This window comes from Ginsengibacter sp. (assembly GCF_057362405.1).
This window is the reverse complement of record NZ_JBMQQG010000202.1, coordinates 1-17,111: the sequence shown is the minus strand read 5'-3', so window position 1 is coordinate 17,111 and position 17,111 is coordinate 1. Positions and strand designations below refer to the sequence as shown.

Sequence of the window (17,111 nt, the reverse complement as noted above, 5' to 3'; positions counted from 1 at the left end):
GAAGGAAGTGGATTAACCGCTGTTATTGATTTCAAGAGAGTACCCCTGATAATTGATAATTTGAAATATTATTCAGACCTCAAGTGTGTTCCCGGAGGAACCAGCCGCAACTGGGATAGCTATGGTAATAAAATTGGAAGCATTGACGATTATCAAAAATCAATTTTAGCAGATCCGCAAACAAGCGGCGGCTTATTAATTGCGGTTGATCCCGGAGCTGTTCCAGACGTTGAAAAATTGTTTCGGCAGCAACGCTTAGATAAATTTGTAAATCCCATCGGAAAATTTTTTGCTAAAAGAGAAAGGATAATTTTTATTAAATAGCTTGAATGAACTTGAAAAAAGCATTTTACAAAGCATCAATTATTTTACGAAGTTTTTGATCTCTTTCAGTAACGGTGTTCCCTGCATCATGAGATGATAACCAGATTTCAACTTTATTATATTCATTGGTCCATTTGGGATGGTGATCCATTTTTTCTGCAGCCAGTGCAACCCTTGTCATAAATGCAAATGCCTCTGAAAAATTTTTGAACTCAAATTTTTTATGAAGTGAATTATTTTGTTCTTCCCACATAAATTTTATTTAAAGTATTAAAAAATAAGGTGTTGTTTGTTTTTTATTTTTTCATTGGTTAGTTCAGTTATGAGTTGAACAGAAGGAATTGCCCTGATTGAACTTGTGAGTAAACCAACATCATCATCATGCATTATATCATCTTTAATAAGCCACAAAAAGTCGAGATGTTTAAATTCAGGTAATAAATATTCTCCGTCATCTTCATTATTGTATAAATAATGTTTTATAGTTCCTGACTGCTCGCCAAATTCGTAAATAGGAAAAAAATATTTTCGCTCCTTCTTATTTAATTGTATCTCAATATTATTATTTATCCTGAAATTAAAATTCAACATTTGATTAAGGTGCCAGCAAAACCGGTATTGTTCAATAGGCGCTACAATCCCCAGCAGGCGGGTATCTGCAAAAAATTCTTCTACCATCACGTTGTTATCTATCCGCAGCTTCATTAGAAAAACAGGTGGCTTAATTTAAAAAATAATATTAAACTTTAATTCATCCTTCCCTCTCAATATGGTAACTGTTGTTGCATCGCCTTTTTTATATTTTCCTAAAGCCGCCATATAAGAATTCAAATCAGTGACTGAATTTTCACCAAGTTTTACAATTACGTCGCCGCTTTGCATGCCTGCGTGCTGCGCTGCCTTCCCATCAATTATACCATCCGCACGAACTCCCTTTCCACTAAAAGTATAGTCAGGCATAATACCTAAGGTTACCGTAAATCGTTTCCCCTCCATCTTTGGTTCACGTGTTTTTAAAAAAGCGAGCTTTCCAAGTTTATTGGTTTCTTCAATTACATGATATATATATTTAATTACATAGAGCTCACCAGTGAAATTTATTTTATCTACATCATCAGTTGGTTTATGATAATCTTTATGTATACCGGTAAAGAAAAATAAAACAGGAATATTTTTTAAATAAAATGAAGTATGATCGCTTGGCCCGATTCCGCTTGAATCAAATTTTACACTAAATGCCTTTGTCTTTTCTTCCAGAATATTGCCCCATGTCGGTGAAGTTCCGTAGCCCCCAATCGTTATTGAATGAGTACTGTCGTTTAATCTTCCAACCATGTCAGAATTGATCATATAATTTGCTGTATTAAGATCTATAGTCGGGTGTTCAGTAAAATACTTCGATCCATATAATCCCAGCTCTTCTCCTGAAAAACAAATGAAAAGATAATTGTTGTTTTTCAGCCTGGCATTTTTCAGCATTCTTGCAAGTTCAATAACCGCAGCCGTTCCGCTTGCATTATCGTCGGCCCCATTGTGAATTTCCGGCGGGCCAGTCCACAACGAATTGTGATCTTCGCCATATCCAAGATGATCGTAATGTGCACCAATGATTATCGTGTTGGCAGCACCGTTATTAACAAACCCCGTTACGTTATGACCTGTTCTTTTTTTATCGCCTAAAGCTACCGATAGATTGATATCGTAATTGGCTGTCTTATCACTTAAAAATTTTTTCGCTGCATCTTTCGTAACAAACACAACGGGTATTTTTATGGGTTCGATTTTTTCTTTTCCATCAAAAGCCAATCCGTCATCTTGGGCTCCGGTATTATAAACAATAACAGCAGAGGCGCCTTTACGGGCAAAATCAATGACATCATTTTTAATAGCTTCTTCGATATCGAAATGTGGATTGGTTTTATTTTTTTCGAGAATATCTTTTATGTCTAAAAACCAGGGCATTCCTTTTTCAAGTAGTGAAGGGGACGCATTGGCTTCTATGGATTTCTGGCCGCTAAAAATGAAAGGGAAAAAGTCTTTTTCAACAGTGAGATCATTGTTGTTTAATGAAAAGTGTGTAGAAGGAAGAATTTCCTTTCCCTCATTTATTTCGAAACTTTGGATAAAAGTATTATTATCTCCTTTCGGGATTAGCCCAAGTTTCTTAAATTGATCTGATATGTATTCATAGGCCAGCTTTTCACCTGCCGTCCCCGTTCTTCTTCCTTCAAGTTTGTCACTTGCGAGATAACCAATTTCTTTGTGAAGATTATCAACAATACTTCTATCTGCCTTTTTTAATCTTTGTGAAGAGGCAACCTGCGTAAAAAGCAGTAAAATAAATAGAGCGTTTTTCATTTGGGGAATATAAATTTTATCAGGCAAAAATAATATGATTAAGCCAGTGAAGTAAATGATAAAAAAATTAAGTTCTCGATCTCTTTTCTTAATTCGTAAGGTACTCATGCCAGTTAGCTTTAAATTTACAGCTTATAAAGTAATTATTTGAATAACCAATTGCATATCGCTTTAGTCGGCAATCCCAACAGTGGCAAAAGTTCATTGTTTAACTCGCTGACAGGATTGAACCAAAAAGTTGGAAATTTTCCCGGAGTTACTGTTGACAAGAAAACAGGAACCAGTAAAATTTCTGAAAAAATTTCTGCAAAAATCATAGACCTGCCAGGCACTTACAGCCTGTATCCAAAACGAAATGACGAATGGGTTTCCTATAAGGTTTTAATGGATGATGATAAAGAAGTGAAAGCTGATGTTATCGTTTTAATTGCCGATGCTTCCAATCTCAAGAGAAACTTGCTTTTTTGCTCACAGATATTGGATCTTAAAAAGCCTGTTGTAGTAGCTTTAACAATGGTGGATATAGCAAAGAAAAACAACATACAAATAGATATTGCAGGCCTCGAACGGGAATTGGGGATATTGGTAATACCTGTAAACCCAAGGAAAAATAAGGGAATTGGGGAGCTTAAAAAAGCTATAGAAAAGACCGTGGAGAATATTGGTAAAATTCCTGATCGGAATTTTATTGATGCGTCTTCTTTTGCTCCACAGGCAATAAAAAAAGTTCAGAATTTATTTCCTGATATTAGTGATTACCGTGCTATACATTATTTAATTAATCATGAAACTTTCGCGCTGGAGCAACCAGTACAAGATGCAATTGAAAACATTGAAGTTGAAACAAGATTTAATCCTTCAAAAACCCAGGCAGAAGAAATATTGCAGCGTTACAGCAAAATAAAAAATATAATGCAGCAAACCGTGGTGGAAACCGACCCACTGCACAAAGCTTTATTTACTCAAAAGCTCGATGATATCCTGTTACACGGCACATGGGGTTATCTTATATTATTTGTTGTTCTCTTCTCATTATTTCAAAGTATATTTTTACTTGCGCAATTTCCAATGGATGGAATTGAGTGGACCTTTGCCAAGGCAGGTGGATGGTTAGGAGGCGTTTTGCCACAAGGCTGGTTCAGTGACCTTTTTATAAATGGAATCCTCGCAGGGTTAAGCGGTATATTGGTTTTTGTTCCGCAAATAATGATCTTATTCGGTTTGATAACGCTATTAGAAGACACCGGCTATATGGCAAGAATAAGTTTCTTAACAGATAGGGTTATGCGAAAAGCCGGGCTCAATGGCAAGAGCGTTATGCCAATGATCAGTGGCCTTGCCTGCGCTGTTCCCGCAATCATGAGTGCAAGAGGGATAGAAAATAAAAAAGAAAGATTACTCACGATAATGTGTACGCCCCTCATGAGTTGCAGCGCCCGCCTACCGGTATATACAGTATTAATTGCACTGGTAATTCCGGATAAGATGTATTTTGGCTTTATTGGTTTGCAAGGAATGGTAATGATGCTGATGTACCTGACAGGAACCGTGATGGCATTAGCATCTGCTTACGTAATGAAATGGTTTATCAAGAGTAAAGAGAAGAGTTTTTTTATATTAGAACTTCCTCTTTACCGCGAGCCGAGATGGAAAAATATGTTTTATACGATGATCGAGAAGGCGAAAGTGTTTGTCTTTCAGGCGGGGAAAGTAATTATGGTGATAAGTCTTCTGCTGTGGGTGTTGAGTACATACGGGCCCTCTTCAAAAATGAAAGATGTTTCGGAAAAATATGACGCACTTATTCAACAAAACCCGGCGCAATCGGCGCAATTTGATAGATTAAAAAGGACGGAGTTGCTTCAAAATTCCTATGCAGGCATTCTTGGCAAATCAATTGAACCCGTTATACGGCCATTAGGTTATGATTGGAAAATCGGTATTGCACTCATAACTTCTTTCGCAGCAAGGGAAGTTTTCGTCGGCACAATGGCCACTCTTTACAGTGTTGGTGATGATAAAGATGAAAATAATGCTACGCTGCGCCAAAAAATGAACGCAGCAGTATGGCCAGATGGGACTAAAGTTTACACGCTTGCTGCTGGTTTATCTCTCTTAATATTTTATGTGTTGGCCATGCAATGTATGAGCACACTTGCTGTTGTGAAGCGTGAAACACGAAGCTGGAAATGGCCGCTTATTATGCTTACGTATATGACCAGCCTGGCTTATATTATGAGCTGGATAACCTATCACTTATTCAAATAGCTTCGACTTAATCTTTCACATTTACTGCCCCCGGGGGCAGTTTTTAATGCCATTCATCAAGAATTATTTCCGTTTGTAAATTCCTAAGGAATATTTTTTATTAGCTATAATCTTCTCAAAGTATTACCTGTCCTGGCTTCTATTGTGTAAATAGAAATATTTAATGACTGCTACCTTAAAAAAGCAGGTATTATGTATTGCATAGTATTGTAAAACATTGTATATTTGTATTAGAAATGAAAATTTAAGAAGGTTAATCTGAATAAAATTTTAAAATATGAATATAGATAACACTGCAAGCCAAATGCGAAAAGGAGTATTGGAGTTCTGCATTTTGTCGATAATTAAATTGGGCGAAGCTTACCCAAGTGACATTATTGACAAGATGAAAGCCGCCAACCTAAATATTCTGGAAGGCACTCTTTATCCACTACTAACCCGGCTAAAAAATGCGGACTTGCTCACATATAGATGGGTAGAAAGTAACAGCGGGCCACCAAGAAAATATTTTATGCTAACGGCCAAAGGTGCAGAATTCTATAAGGAACTTGAAACAACCTGGTTGGAGCTTGCCAATGCGGTTGACGAAATAACAGGAAAGAAAAATTAACCTAAATCAACTTCAACAAAAAATAAAAAGATAGTTATGAAAAAAGTAATTAATATAAATTTCCAGGGAGCGGTGGTTCCCATTGAGGAAACGTCTTATGAATTGCTGAAACAATATATAGAAAGCCTGCGCCAATATTTTGCTAAAGAAGAGGGACGGGATGAAATTATAAATGATATAGAGAGCCGTATTAGTGAGTTGTTCCAGGAACGTTTGAAGAAAGGGTCGACCTGTATTACGGACGATGACGTTAATGCCATCATAAAGAATATGGGAAGGCCGCAGGATTTAGAAGATGCTGAAGTGGGCGAACAACAAGCCGCACCGGGAGGCAGCGGAAGTGCTTCCAGTGAAAAACAAGAAAGCCACTACCAGGATAGCTGGAGCTGGAAAGGACCGGGAAGGCGACTTTATCGCGATGAGAATCATAAGATTTTGGGCGGCGTCTGTAGCGGTATTGCTGCTTATTTCGGAATCGATCCCGTAATAGTGCGTGTGTTGTTCATTGTATCCGGAATTGGATTTTTTCTATACCTGTTACTTTGGATATTTGTTCCAGGAAGTAATATGCTCGTGAATGGAGTTCGTAAAAGATTATATCGCAACCCTGACGGAAAGATTATAGGCGGAGTATGTAGTGGGATGGGCAGCTATTTTAATGTGAATCCCTGGCTTCCCAGAGCGATCTTTTTAATTCCGTTTATTTCTTTTTTCTTTAGATGGGGTCATATCGGGCCACTAACATTTCCGAATTTTCTAAGTTTCTCTTTTAGTCCGGGCACATTCATAATATATGTTATACTCTGGCTGGTAATACCAGAGGCAACAACTACATCGGAAAAACTCGAAATGAAGGGAGAAAAAGTAGACCTTAATTCAATCAAGAACTCTGTAGTTGAAGAAATGAAAGGTGTAAAAGAAAGGGTAAGTAAACTGGGCATGGAAGCAGGAAATATCGCTAAGGAAAAAGGTGGAGAAATTGGCAAGGAGATGCAATTTGCGGCAAGACGTACGAGTGGTGCTTTAGGAAATATCATCGTAACTCTGTTTAAGATGTTTGCGTATTTTGTTTTGGGATGCATTGCGTTTGCTCTTATTATCGCTTTATTTTCAATAGCCGTAGCCTCAATCGGATTATTTCCTTTAAAGGCATTTGTACTTAATGATGGCTGGCAAAGTGCGCTTGCATGGGGAACATTGATTTTTTTTATAGGCGTTCCCGTAGTGGGTGTTATCACTTTCATCATAAGAAGGATAGCCAGAATTAAAAGTCGTAACAGGATGATGCGGTTTTCCTTTTTAGGATTATGGTTCCTCGGTATCATTTGTTTTGTTTCGTTGATTGCTTCACTAGGTAACGATTTCAGGAGGACCAGTTCTTTCAACGAAGAGAAAATATATTTGACAAACCCAGGCGTTCAAAGCCTCGAAGTAAACTCACTGAACAACAAAAGGTATTACAGAAGCAACAGTTGGTTTAGGTTTGAGCCGTTTGCTAATTTTGACGATGATACTGTCTTTATAGGGAATGTCAGAATCAAAATTGAAAAGTCACCGACCGATAGTTTCCAGGTTGGCCTTATTAAAATGAGCAACAGCGATACAAGGTCAAATGCCGATAGGTTAGCAGCTCACATTAATTTCAATATCTCTCAAAGTGATTCTTTATTACTAACCGATCGTGCAATTTCAATTAATACTACCGACAAATTTCGAAATCAAAGTGTAGAAGTTATTGTTTATGTTCCCGTTGGCCATCGTATCAAAATCAACAAAAATATGAGTTACAACAGAATAAGAATAGAGGGACCTTGGTGGAATCATGATGATTGGTACGATTGGGATAATGATGAAGATTATTACTACAAATATGGAGAAACATATATAATGAAGGATGATGGGCTGTATACTTTGGATGGTATTCCGGCAAATAAAGAGAATGATTACCGCAGAAACTGGAACTCTGATTATGATGAGGACGAAAATTCGCCCGGCGCAATGCCTGGAGATCAAAATTACCGGTACAATCAACACGATAAGATCGACTCATTAAGTAATGCCAAAAGAATACAAATACAAAAAATTCAAGCCTCTTTAGATTCTTTAAGAATAGAAAAGGAGAAAGAGGATAGCAGGTTAAAAGACTCATTGAATAAAGCCAAAGAAAAACTTGAACAAAAAATCCAAAAGCTTGATGAGAAAAGCGGCGCTTCGGCTGAACTATACCCTCACTTAGGCGACGACAGGTATAATTTTGTAACACTTATATAACAGTAAACTTTTTAAGGTTGAAGTTGAAAGACAAGGGCTTCATGTGTTATGCATGAGGCTCTTTAGTTTTATTATGAAATGAAGTGCCATTTTTAAGCAAATTTAAATTCCTGAAAATCTAAAATAAGGATAACCTGATTTTTCACATAAATTTGCAAACTTTAAAATATATAATGAAGAATACTCCATTCACTCAAAAACACATACAGCTTGGAGCTAAAATGGCGGAATTCGCAGGATATAATATGCCCATAAGCTATACTGGCATTAATGATGAGCATGCTACAGTTAGGAAGAATGCTGGCATTTTTGATGTGAGCCACATGGGAGAATTTATTCTGAAAGGAGACAAAGCGCTTGACCTCATACAAAGGATTACGAGTAATGATGCCTCAAAACTTACGAAAGGGAAAGCGCAGTACAGTTGTTTTACAAATATAACCGGAGGTATAATTGATGATCTTATTGTTTATTGTTTGGAAGAAAATAAGGTATATATGCTTGTTGTAAATGCTTCCAATATAAATAAAGATTGGCTCTGGATTCAGGGAAATAACAAATACGGTGTCGAGTGCCATAATATTTCTGATAAGACTTGCCTGTTGGCTATTCAGGGCCCTAATGCTACCAAAATATTGCAGCCCCTTACGGAAATTGATATTATGAATCTGAAATATTACACATTTGTAAAAGGGCGCTTTGCAGGCGTTGACAATGTTTTGATAAGCGCTACTGGATATACCGGGTCGGGTGGAGTAGAAATATATTTTGAAGATAGAGATGCAACAGCAGATATTATTTGGGATAACATCTTGGAAGCAGGAAAGCCTCACGGATTGAAACCAATAGGCCTTGCTGCAAGAGATACCTTGCGGCTTGAAATGGGATATTGCCTTTACGGTAATGATATCGATGATACAACATCTCCCTTAGAGGCAGGGTTAGGTTGGATAACTAAATTCACTAAAGAATTTACCGCGAAACAAATTCTGGAAAAACAAAAAACGGCGGGCGTAAGTAAAAAACTTGTTGGATTTGAGATGGTTGAAAAAGGAATACCGAGGCAGCATTATGAAGTTAAAAATGCTGGTGCCGAAACAATCGGACGAATTACCAGCGGAACACAATCTCCATCTTTAAATAAGGCAATAGCAATGGGTTATGTTGAAACGGCCTATTCCAAAATAGATACCCAGGTTTATATAAAAGTGAGGGACAAATTACTTACCGCCAAAGTAGTTAAAATGCCTTTTGAATAAGTTACCACATCAGTTAGTCATTATTGAATGAAACCACAAAACGATAAACCTCTTACCCTAAGTACATGCTTGTCTCCATCTTTATTGCATCTTTACGATGTAAGTAGTAGCATAGTCGTGATAATTGACGTTCTAAGAGCTACATCAACAATTGCCACTGCTCTTTATAATGGAGCCAAGAGTATCATACCGGTGGATAGTGTTGCTGAATGCATTAAGTTGGGCAGACAAATCGATGTAATTACTGCAGGAGAAAGAGATGGTAAAATTGCGGATGGTTTGAAATATGGAAATACGCCTCTGCAATACACGCCGGAATTCATTAAAGGAAAGATATTGGTTCTTACAACAACAAATGGAACAAGATTGTTGCACATGGCTTTAGCCGACGGTGCACCCGGAATTATTACCGGTTCGTTTTGCAATCTGTCCGCAGTATGTGATTATCTGATTAAACAAAAAAGAAGTGTTATACTCGCATGTGCCGCCTGGAAAGACCGTATTAATATAGAAGATACCTTATTTGCAGGAGCAGTCATCAGCAGAATAAAAAATAATTTTCAGCAAAATTGTGATGCCAGTCAAATGGCTGAAACCTTGTACATTCAGGCTAACAATGATTTGTTTGGATTTCTAAAAGAAAAAAATGCCTCGCATTACGTGAGATTAATGGGCTACGGGCTTGAAGAAGATATTCGATATTGCCTCACTATAGATAATTCAAATGCGCTGGTTGTTTACGATTCAGGGAGGTTAGTAAGGGCTTGATACCACTTAAACTTTAAAAAGTAGTTGTAAAAAAACCTCACTATCTGAATTCCCCGCCCACTTATTTTTCATACTTTTGCCAATTGACCTTTTTAACTCTAAGTAGCATAAATATTTTGCTGCAAAATTGTAAACGGAACATATCTTGGCCCTACCTCATTTAATTAAATATGTCTACAATTCCGGAACTGACGAAGTAATTCGCAGGGGAAAAAAAATTCACTCGTCCGGCTATGTTGAACTTGCTGAGAACGACGAGTTGATGCATTCAGTTATTTTTAGAATTAGAGATGACAGCTATTCCACTTTCTATAAAGTGACCGTTCAGAAGTATGATGAACCCAAAAACCTTTCCGTAAGATGTACATGTCCGTATAATTTGGGCGATATATGCCGCCATGAAGCCGCGGCCCTATTTCAGCTTCAGGATCTCATCGACCGAAATTTGCTTTCATCTGAGAACGTTGCGATATATAACCAGAGGCACACTGTAATAAAAATGAAATTTATCGATTTAAAAACGATAAGAATGTTGGCGGGTCAGGATAATTACAGCGAAGCAGAAGAATTACTGAGAACCCATAAAATAAATATCATTGACGCAAAAAATGAAAAAGTAGAAGGCAGCCTTCGTATTGAGGAAGTAAATTTTCGTCTGATTATTCAAAAAAATGAAGAAAGAAATTTTGATACCTCATGCTCATGCGGCGAAACTTCACACGCTCTTTGCAAGCACAAAACTGCTTTATTTATTCATTTGCTAAATGCTTATGGTCCGCATTATTTTGATTCCATTAGAAACTGGGACAAAGAAAAGAATAAGTTGTTGGAATTATACGGCTATAGTTTAAACGAAGAACTTTCAGGCAAGTTTGAATTCATTTATAAGGAAGGAAAGCCTTTTTTGAAAGTGCTGGATCCATCGATTAAGAAAATAACGCCCTCAGTAGTAAATGTGTCAAATGCATTTGTTACAGCTTCCGAAACACCGGAGATAGCCACTGCTTCTGCACTACTAAAACAAAAAAGAGCCGCAATTGTATTTAATGCAAATCAAACAGATTTTCCTTTCTTTTCGATAGATGCCATCCAAGGGGAATATGATGAAGAAGGAGAAAAATTTGTTGGCCGGGTGGAAAAACTCGACTTGAGTAAATTCATTAACACGGAATCGTTTACCGCAAGTGATAAACAATTAATACAACAGGCACGGAAACTACAACAGGCCGAAATAAATAAATACCTAAATCGTAATTCTCCTTTTAGCGGGTTTTGGGAAAATATAATCCAACAAGAGAATCAGGAACTTCCCGAAGAAACCAAAATACTAATAACCGAATATATACATCCCAAACTAAAAAAGATTTTTCAGGAAAGGAATATTACGATGTATTTACCGGCAGGTAAAAAATTTAATACCGAAAACTTACAAACTGTTTTTACCTCAACTCATCATCCCTCGATTCAGTTTTATGCTACGATTAAGGGCGAGCGATATGTCTTGCACAGTAGCATTCTCATTAATGACGAACTGTTAAAGCCCGGCGACAATCAGTGGGACAATATTTTATTGTTTTTATACGATGGCGAAATTTTTTTATGGAAAAAAGCAGAGGATGCGCTTATTGCTAAAAAATTCGATAACCCGCTGAGTATATCAGGCAAAGAATGGCCATCTTTTCTAAGAGAGGTGGTAATGCCACTAACAAAAGAATACGAAGTAGTCTTTGATAAGTTATTAGTAAAAGAGACGAAAGACGGTGAACCGGAAATAAGCTTGGTTCTTATAGAAAAAGGAGATTATCTATTGTTTCAGCCAATTTATAGTTATAAAGGTTTTAATGTAAAGCCTGACGATAAAGAAACAATCATCATTCCTGAAGATGACAAAGTGCTGATGGTTCATCGGAATAGCGAAGCCGAACAAAATTTTCGGAATAAATTGTCAGGATTACATTCGCAGTTCGCAAACAAAGATAACGGCAGCCTGGTTTTAAAAGGTACTGATGTATTGAGGAACAATTGGTTTTTTTTGTTTGTGGATGCGATGAAAGAAATGAAAATACCAGTTTCCGGGTTTGATTCTTTAAAGAATTTTCGGTTTAACACTGCAAAGCCTACAACCCAAATCCACCTTAGCAGTGGTCTTGATTGGTTCGATGCAAAAGTGGAACTTTCATTCGGAGAACAGCGGATCGGCATTTCAGAAATAAAAAAAGCATTAGCCAATAAGCAATCTTTTGTACAATTAAATGACGGCTCGTTGGGTATTTTACCAGATGAATGGCTTAATAAATATTCTCTACTTTTTAAAGTTGGCCAGGGGAAGGAGAATAGATTAAGACTTTCCAAATTTCACCTTAGTGTTATTGATGATCTCTACGAAAAGAGAGAAGAGAAAGAATTGTCTTTTGAACTGGATGAAAAGTACGAGCGACTGAGAAATTTCAAAAGTATTCCGGAAACCGAGGTTCCGAGTGAGCTGGAAAGTAAGCTTAGACCGTACCAGGTTGCCGGACTTAACTGGCTCAACTATTTAAATTCAGTGGGTTGGGGCGGTATTCTAGCCGATGACATGGGGCTTGGAAAAACGGTACAGGCTCTAAGTATGCTAAGCCATTTTAAAAAAGATCAGGGCAATTTAAAAGCGTTGGTGGTGTGTCCAACTACTCTTATTTATAATTGGGAAAACGAGATTAGAAAATTTACTCCTTCACTTAACTGGTGCATACATCATGGGAGTCTTCGTACGAGGAAACCCGAAGATTTTGAAAAATACAATATCATCATCACTACCTATGGAACTTTGAGAAGCGATATTCAACTAATGATGAAAATCTTATTTGACTATGTTATCCTCGACGAATCGCAGGCCATCAAAAATCCTTCGTCCAAAGTTACAAAGGCTGCTTGCCTTCTTACAGCAAAAAACAGGGTGTGCATGAGCGGTACTCCTTTACAAAACAACACTTTTGACGTATATGCGCAAATGAATTTTTTAAATCCCGGTCTGTTGGGATCAGTTGAGTTCTTCAGAAACGAATTTTCGACGCCGATTGACAAATTTGGTGAACAGGAACAAAAAGACCATTTGCGAAAGCTGCTTTATCCATTCATTTTGCGAAGAACAAAGGAACAGGTAGCCAAAGATCTCCCCGAAAAGACAGAAACCATACTTTTTTGCGAAATGGAAGAAGAGCAGCGAAAAGTATATGATGCTTATCGAAATGTTTACCGCGACAGAATTATGGGTGTTATTGAAGGCGAAGGGATTGATAAATCGCAGCTCACTATTTTGCAGGGCTTAATGAAACTGCGGCAAATTTGTGATAGCCCGGCTATACTTAACGAAGAGGAAAAATACCCTAATCATTCAATTAAGCTGGACGAACTTACCAGGGAAATAGCGGAAAACATTGGGGAACACAAAGCCTTGATATTTTCTCAATTTCTCGGCATGCTTGCATTGATCAAAGCAAAACTTAAGGAAAATAATATTGAATTTGATTATTTCGACGGTAGTACGCCGCCGCATGAAAGAGAACGATCTATTCAAAATTTTCAAACAAATGATAATTCCAGGGTTTTTCTGATCTCCCTTAAGGCAGGTGGCGTGGGTCTTAATTTAACAGCCGCTGACTATGTTTATATTGTTGACCCCTGGTGGAACCCGGCCGTGGAGCAACAAGCGATAGATCGTACGCACCGGATTGGGCAGACCAAAAATATTTTTGCCTACAGAATGATTTGTAAGGATACTATTGAAGATAAGATTTTACAGCTGCAGGAACGTAAGCGTACCCTTGCAAAAGAACTAATTTCTGACGACCAGACGTTTGTGAAAAGCCTCAGCAAAGAAGATGTAGAATATCTTTTTAGTTAAAGCGTTTAGTGGGCAATAAAATCTTTCAATCTTTGAAAATCTTTTTTATTTCCTGATTCAAAAAGAGCTATAAAATTTTTTGAAAGAGTGTGGAAGAACACTGAAACGGCGGTTTTCTTTTGGTAAACTTGATTTTTCATAAACTTGGTTTTAAAAAAAGGATGATGGTATTTATTTTTCTTGATTATAAAGTAAGAGCATAATTCCTTTTTTTGCAATAGCACATTCACCCGATTCCTTATTCCGTAATTTCCGAATTCAAAATCACTTGCTTCTTTATTACCATGTCTTTTAACTATGGTATCTGCCCCGGCTTTTTGTATAATGTTTGATGTTATAGAATTCGGGGTTTTGGGTTAACCTTTCAACGAACCTTTTCAGAAAAATGCGAAATTGACCTACTGGGCTAATGATAAATTTGATATTCATACAAAGGGATTTTAAAATATAACGCCCAAGCTAAAATAATTATTGTAGAAGGCTAAACCAGACCTCAACTTAAAATCCAATATCTTTTCAAATAAAAAAGTTACATCGATTTATTTGGATCATAGGCACATATAAAAAGACCATTTGTAAAACAAGTTTTACAAATGGTCTCCCCAATAATTCTGGTATGTTTTTATTCCGATTTATTCAGCTTCTTATCAAGTTTTAATATTCCCGTTGCATCTGATTCAACATTGTACCAGTTACTATCATCTTCCAAAACGATATGATAAGTTAGATTTTCGCTATTGGATACCTCAGTTATGCCAAATATTTTTTTACCGGGAAATTTTTCATTCACTTTTGCCCTGATAGCAGGAGGAAGGTCTTGTTCAGTATAATACCTTGTGGTACTTATTACAATTCCATCCGGACTGTAGTCAATTCTGCACGAAGAGTTGTCTGGATTCGTAAAATACACTTCATAGTAATTCTCGAAGGCATACCATATTGGTTGTTTAACCTCAGGGAACGCTTGATGAAAAACTTTCAAAACTTGTTCGGTTACAATAGAATTTGAGGTAGCAAAAACTGACGTTGCAGATATGATAGCAATCAGACATACCAAAATGATCTTTTTCATAATTTTTAATTTTTATTGGTTAAGGAATCGGGAATAAAATTAGAAGTGATTTCAAGAGTAAACAACTGATTTGTTATCACCGGCAATGCAGTGTGGAAGCGGCTTTCGTTAATATAACGTTAACGAAAAAGGCGAAGCATGGAAAAAGGAATCTGAAGACACAAATTCTGTGAGTAAACACGTATGAAGAACATTCTGGAATCTGAAAGCCGACCGTGGGTATTTTGAAAAATAAGGATAAATGGCATTCTTTGTAAATAACTTTTGCATTAGTTAATATCTCTTGTGGTACATCTTCAAAAACCTTTTTATGTTTCAGTAACTTTGTAAGATGCAGGTATATTTAGAGGGTTTAAACGCACAGCAACGGGAAGCTGTATTACATCGGGACGGTCCTATTATGATTGTAGCCGGCGCAGGTAGTGGAAAGACAAAAGTGCTTACTACACGCATAGCCCACCTCCTGGCAACGGGCGTGGATCCATTCAACATTTTAGCACTTACTTTTACGAATAAAGCTGCGGCCGAAATGAAGGAGCGGGTTGAACTTATACTTGGAAATAATGAAGCAAGAAATATTTATATCGGCACTTTTCATTCAGTATTTGCAAGAATATTACGAGCAGAAGCCGAGAAGCTTGGCTATCCCCGCAATTTTACTATTTACGATACTGATGATGCAAAGAGTGTTGTAAAAACTGTGGTAAATGAATTAGGTCTTGATGACAAACATTATAAACCCAACACTGTCTATAATAGAATCTCTTCGGCTAAAAATGCCTTAATAACTCCGGAGGAATATATTAATGATTATGGATTGCAGCAGGAAGATATGCGGGCAAATCGCCCGATGATAGGACAGATTTACGACGCTTACTGCAGGCGTTGTTACAAAAACGGTGCGATGGATTTTGATGATTTGCTGTTGAAGTTTTACCTGTTATTGAAAACGCATCCGGAGAGCCTTAGTAAGTACCAGCGAAAGTTTAAATACATAATGATCGATGAGTACCAGGATACAAATACTGCTCAATACGAGATAATAAAACTGCTCGGTGCAATGCACGAAAATGTTGCGGTCGTAGGCGACGATGCTCAAAGTATTTATAGTTTTCGAGGCGCTACAATCGAAAATATCCTGCAATTTCAAAAGGACTATGACGAAGTAAAAATTGTTATGCTGGAGCAGAATTATAGAAGTTCGCAGAGCATACTTCATGTGGCAAATAATGTAATTGCCAATAACAAAGGACAAATTCCTAAAAAATTATGGACCGGAAATGAGGAAGGAGAAAAAATTAAACTTGTACGCACTGCATCAGACAATGATGAAGGAAAATATGTTGCAGATGCCATACAGGAACAAAAATTACGTAACCATTACCATAACAACGATTTCGCCATCTTATACAGAACTAATGCGCAGAGCAGGAGCTTTGAAGAAAGCCTGCGGCGAATGAATATTGCTTATAGAATCTATGGTGGTATTAGTTTTTACCAGAGAAAAGAAATTAAAGATTTTCTAAGTTACCTAAGAGTAATTTTAAATCCGGGCGATGAAGAAGCATTAAAACGAATAATAAATTTCCCCGCAAGAGGCATTGGAAAAACGAGCGTTGAAAAAGCAGTTCTCTTTGCGAACCAAAACAACATTTCCATGTGGAATGTGCTGGAACAGGCAGCACAGTTTGGTTACAGGGCATCAACGCTTGAAGTCATTAACAACTTTGTTATAATGATAAAGATGTTTCAAAGTGAACTCCAGAAAAAAAATGCTTATGACCTGTCTATCCTTGTTGGCAAGAATACCGAGCTTGTGAAAGAACTCTTTAACGATAAAACAACCGAAGGTCTGGCCCGGTATGAAAATATCCAGGAGTTGTTGAATTCAATTAAAGAATTTACAGAAACTCCTACGGAAGATGGCGAACTATTAGATAAAAGCCTTGGGAGTTATCTCCAACAAATAACGCTTTTAACAGATGCTGATGATGATAAAGGAGAAAGCGATGTGGTAAAGCTAATGACTATACATGCCGCAAAAGGATTGGAATTTCCGGTCGTTTTTGTCGGCGGCCTCGAAGAGACTTTGTTTCCAAATGCCATGTCAATTAATACAAGGGAAGAGTTGGAAGAAGAAAGGCGGTTGTTTTATGTAGCAGTCACGAGGGCTAAGCAACGCCTTTGGCTAACGTATGCGAATACACGATATCGTTTCGGAAATCTTACTCAAAATGATCCAAGCCGGTTTATTGACGAGTTACCTGAAGAAAGACTGGATAGAGCTTTTGCCGCGGG

Annotated in this window: 12 protein-coding genes and 1 pseudogene; 8 read left to right on the top strand and 5 right to left on the bottom strand. The window is 37.3% G+C overall.

Going from position 1 to position 17,111, the window contains the following annotated elements:
* Positions 1-324, top strand: a pseudogene (locus tag ACO1O5_RS17375) (selenide, water dikinase SelD); the annotation flags it as partial.
* Positions 325-349: 25 nt separating this feature from the next.
* Here ACO1O5_RS17375 and ACO1O5_RS17370 read toward each other — a convergent pair.
* From ACO1O5_RS17370 to ACO1O5_RS17360, 3 genes are read right to left on the bottom strand one after another with little or no spacing between them, the layout of a single operon-like run.
* Positions 350-577 carry a 4a-hydroxytetrahydrobiopterin dehydratase gene (locus tag ACO1O5_RS17370; protein ID WP_486272467.1) on the bottom strand — a complete coding sequence of 76 codons (228 nt, stop codon included), beginning with the start codon at positions 575-577 and terminating at the stop codon, positions 350-352.
* A gap of 17 nt (positions 578-594) precedes the next feature.
* A complete protein-coding gene (locus ACO1O5_RS17365; protein WP_486272465.1) occupies positions 595-1,029 on the bottom strand; it encodes an IPExxxVDY family protein in 435 nt (144 codons plus the stop codon).
* Between the two features lie 21 nt (positions 1,030-1,050).
* On the bottom strand, positions 1,051-2,682 hold the full coding sequence (locus ACO1O5_RS17360; RefSeq protein WP_486272463.1) for a M20/M25/M40 family metallo-hydrolase: 1,632 nt from the start codon (positions 2,680-2,682) through the stop codon (positions 1,051-1,053).
* 147 nt (positions 2,683-2,829) lie between these two features.
* On the opposite strand from ACO1O5_RS17360, the gene feoB reads away from it, so the two are divergent.
* From feoB to ACO1O5_RS17330, 6 genes are all read left to right on the top strand, one after another.
* Positions 2,830-4,950, top strand: a complete 2,121-nt coding sequence (gene feoB / locus ACO1O5_RS17355; protein ID WP_486272461.1) for a ferrous iron transport protein B — start codon at positions 2,830-2,832, stop codon at positions 4,948-4,950.
* Positions 4,951-5,227: 277 nt separating this feature from the next.
* Positions 5,228-5,560, top strand: coding sequence for a PadR family transcriptional regulator (locus tag ACO1O5_RS17350; protein WP_486272460.1), 333 nt, complete (start codon positions 5,228-5,230; stop codon positions 5,558-5,560).
* A gap of 36 nt (positions 5,561-5,596) precedes the next feature.
* Entirely contained in the window at positions 5,597-7,831 is a 2,235-nt protein-coding gene (locus ACO1O5_RS17345) for a PspC domain-containing protein (RefSeq protein WP_486272458.1), read from the top strand.
* Between the two features lie 173 nt (positions 7,832-8,004).
* The gene (gcvT, locus tag ACO1O5_RS17340) at positions 8,005-9,090 is read left to right on the top strand and encodes a glycine cleavage system aminomethyltransferase GcvT (protein ID WP_486272456.1); all 1,086 of its coding nucleotides are present in this window, start codon (positions 8,005-8,007) and stop codon (positions 9,088-9,090) included.
* Positions 9,091-9,117: 27 nt separating this feature from the next.
* The gene (locus ACO1O5_RS17335; RefSeq protein ID WP_486272455.1) at positions 9,118-9,858 is read left to right on the top strand and encodes a 2-phosphosulfolactate phosphatase; all 741 of its coding nucleotides are present in this window, start codon (positions 9,118-9,120) and stop codon (positions 9,856-9,858) included.
* 145 nt (positions 9,859-10,003) lie between these two features.
* Positions 10,004-13,741 carry an SNF2-related protein gene (locus ACO1O5_RS17330; RefSeq protein WP_486272454.1) on the top strand — a complete coding sequence of 1,246 codons (3,738 nt, stop codon included), beginning with the start codon at positions 10,004-10,006 and terminating at the stop codon, positions 13,739-13,741.
* Between the two features lie 5 nt (positions 13,742-13,746).
* On the opposite strand, the gene ACO1O5_RS17325 is transcribed toward ACO1O5_RS17330, so the two are convergent.
* Complete coding sequence (locus tag ACO1O5_RS17325; protein WP_486272453.1) at positions 13,747-13,881, bottom strand: hypothetical protein; 135 nt, start codon at positions 13,879-13,881, stop codon at positions 13,747-13,749.
* Positions 13,882-14,363: 482 nt separating this feature from the next.
* Entirely contained in the window at positions 14,364-14,813 is a 450-nt protein-coding gene (locus ACO1O5_RS17320; protein WP_486272451.1) for a hypothetical protein, read from the bottom strand.
* Between the two features lie 331 nt (positions 14,814-15,144).
* On the opposite strand from ACO1O5_RS17320, the gene ACO1O5_RS17315 reads away from it, so the two are divergent.
* Positions 15,145-17,111, top strand: a 1,967-nt coding sequence (locus ACO1O5_RS17315; RefSeq protein WP_486272449.1) for an ATP-dependent helicase, incomplete at its 3' end; no start/stop codon positions are given.

Excerpts from the sequence above, each read along its gene's own strand:
- ACO1O5_RS17370 (WP_486272467.1), bottom strand. The coding sequence starts at position 577 with ATGTGGGAAGAACAAAATAATTCACTTCATAAAAAATTTGAGTTCAAA.
- ACO1O5_RS17365 (WP_486272465.1), bottom strand. The coding sequence starts at position 1,029 with ATGAAGCTGCGGATAGATAACAACGTGATGGTAGAAGAATTTTTTGCA.
- ACO1O5_RS17360 (WP_486272463.1), bottom strand. The coding sequence starts at position 2,682 with ATGAAAAACGCTCTATTTATTTTACTGCTTTTTACGCAGGTTGCCTCT.
- ACO1O5_RS17350 (WP_486272460.1), top strand. The coding sequence starts at position 5,228 with ATGAATATAGATAACACTGCAAGCCAAATGCGAAAAGGAGTATTGGAG.
- ACO1O5_RS17345 (WP_486272458.1), top strand. The coding sequence starts at position 5,597 with ATGAAAAAAGTAATTAATATAAATTTCCAGGGAGCGGTGGTTCCCATT.
- gcvT (WP_486272456.1), top strand. The coding sequence starts at position 8,005 with ATGAAGAATACTCCATTCACTCAAAAACACATACAGCTTGGAGCTAAA.
- ACO1O5_RS17335 (WP_486272455.1), top strand. The coding sequence starts at position 9,118 with ATGAAACCACAAAACGATAAACCTCTTACCCTAAGTACATGCTTGTCT.
- ACO1O5_RS17325 (WP_486272453.1), bottom strand. The coding sequence starts at position 13,881 with ATGAAAAATCAAGTTTACCAAAAGAAAACCGCCGTTTCAGTGTTCTTC.
- ACO1O5_RS17320 (WP_486272451.1), bottom strand. The coding sequence starts at position 14,813 with ATGAAAAAGATCATTTTGGTATGTCTGATTGCTATCATATCTGCAACG.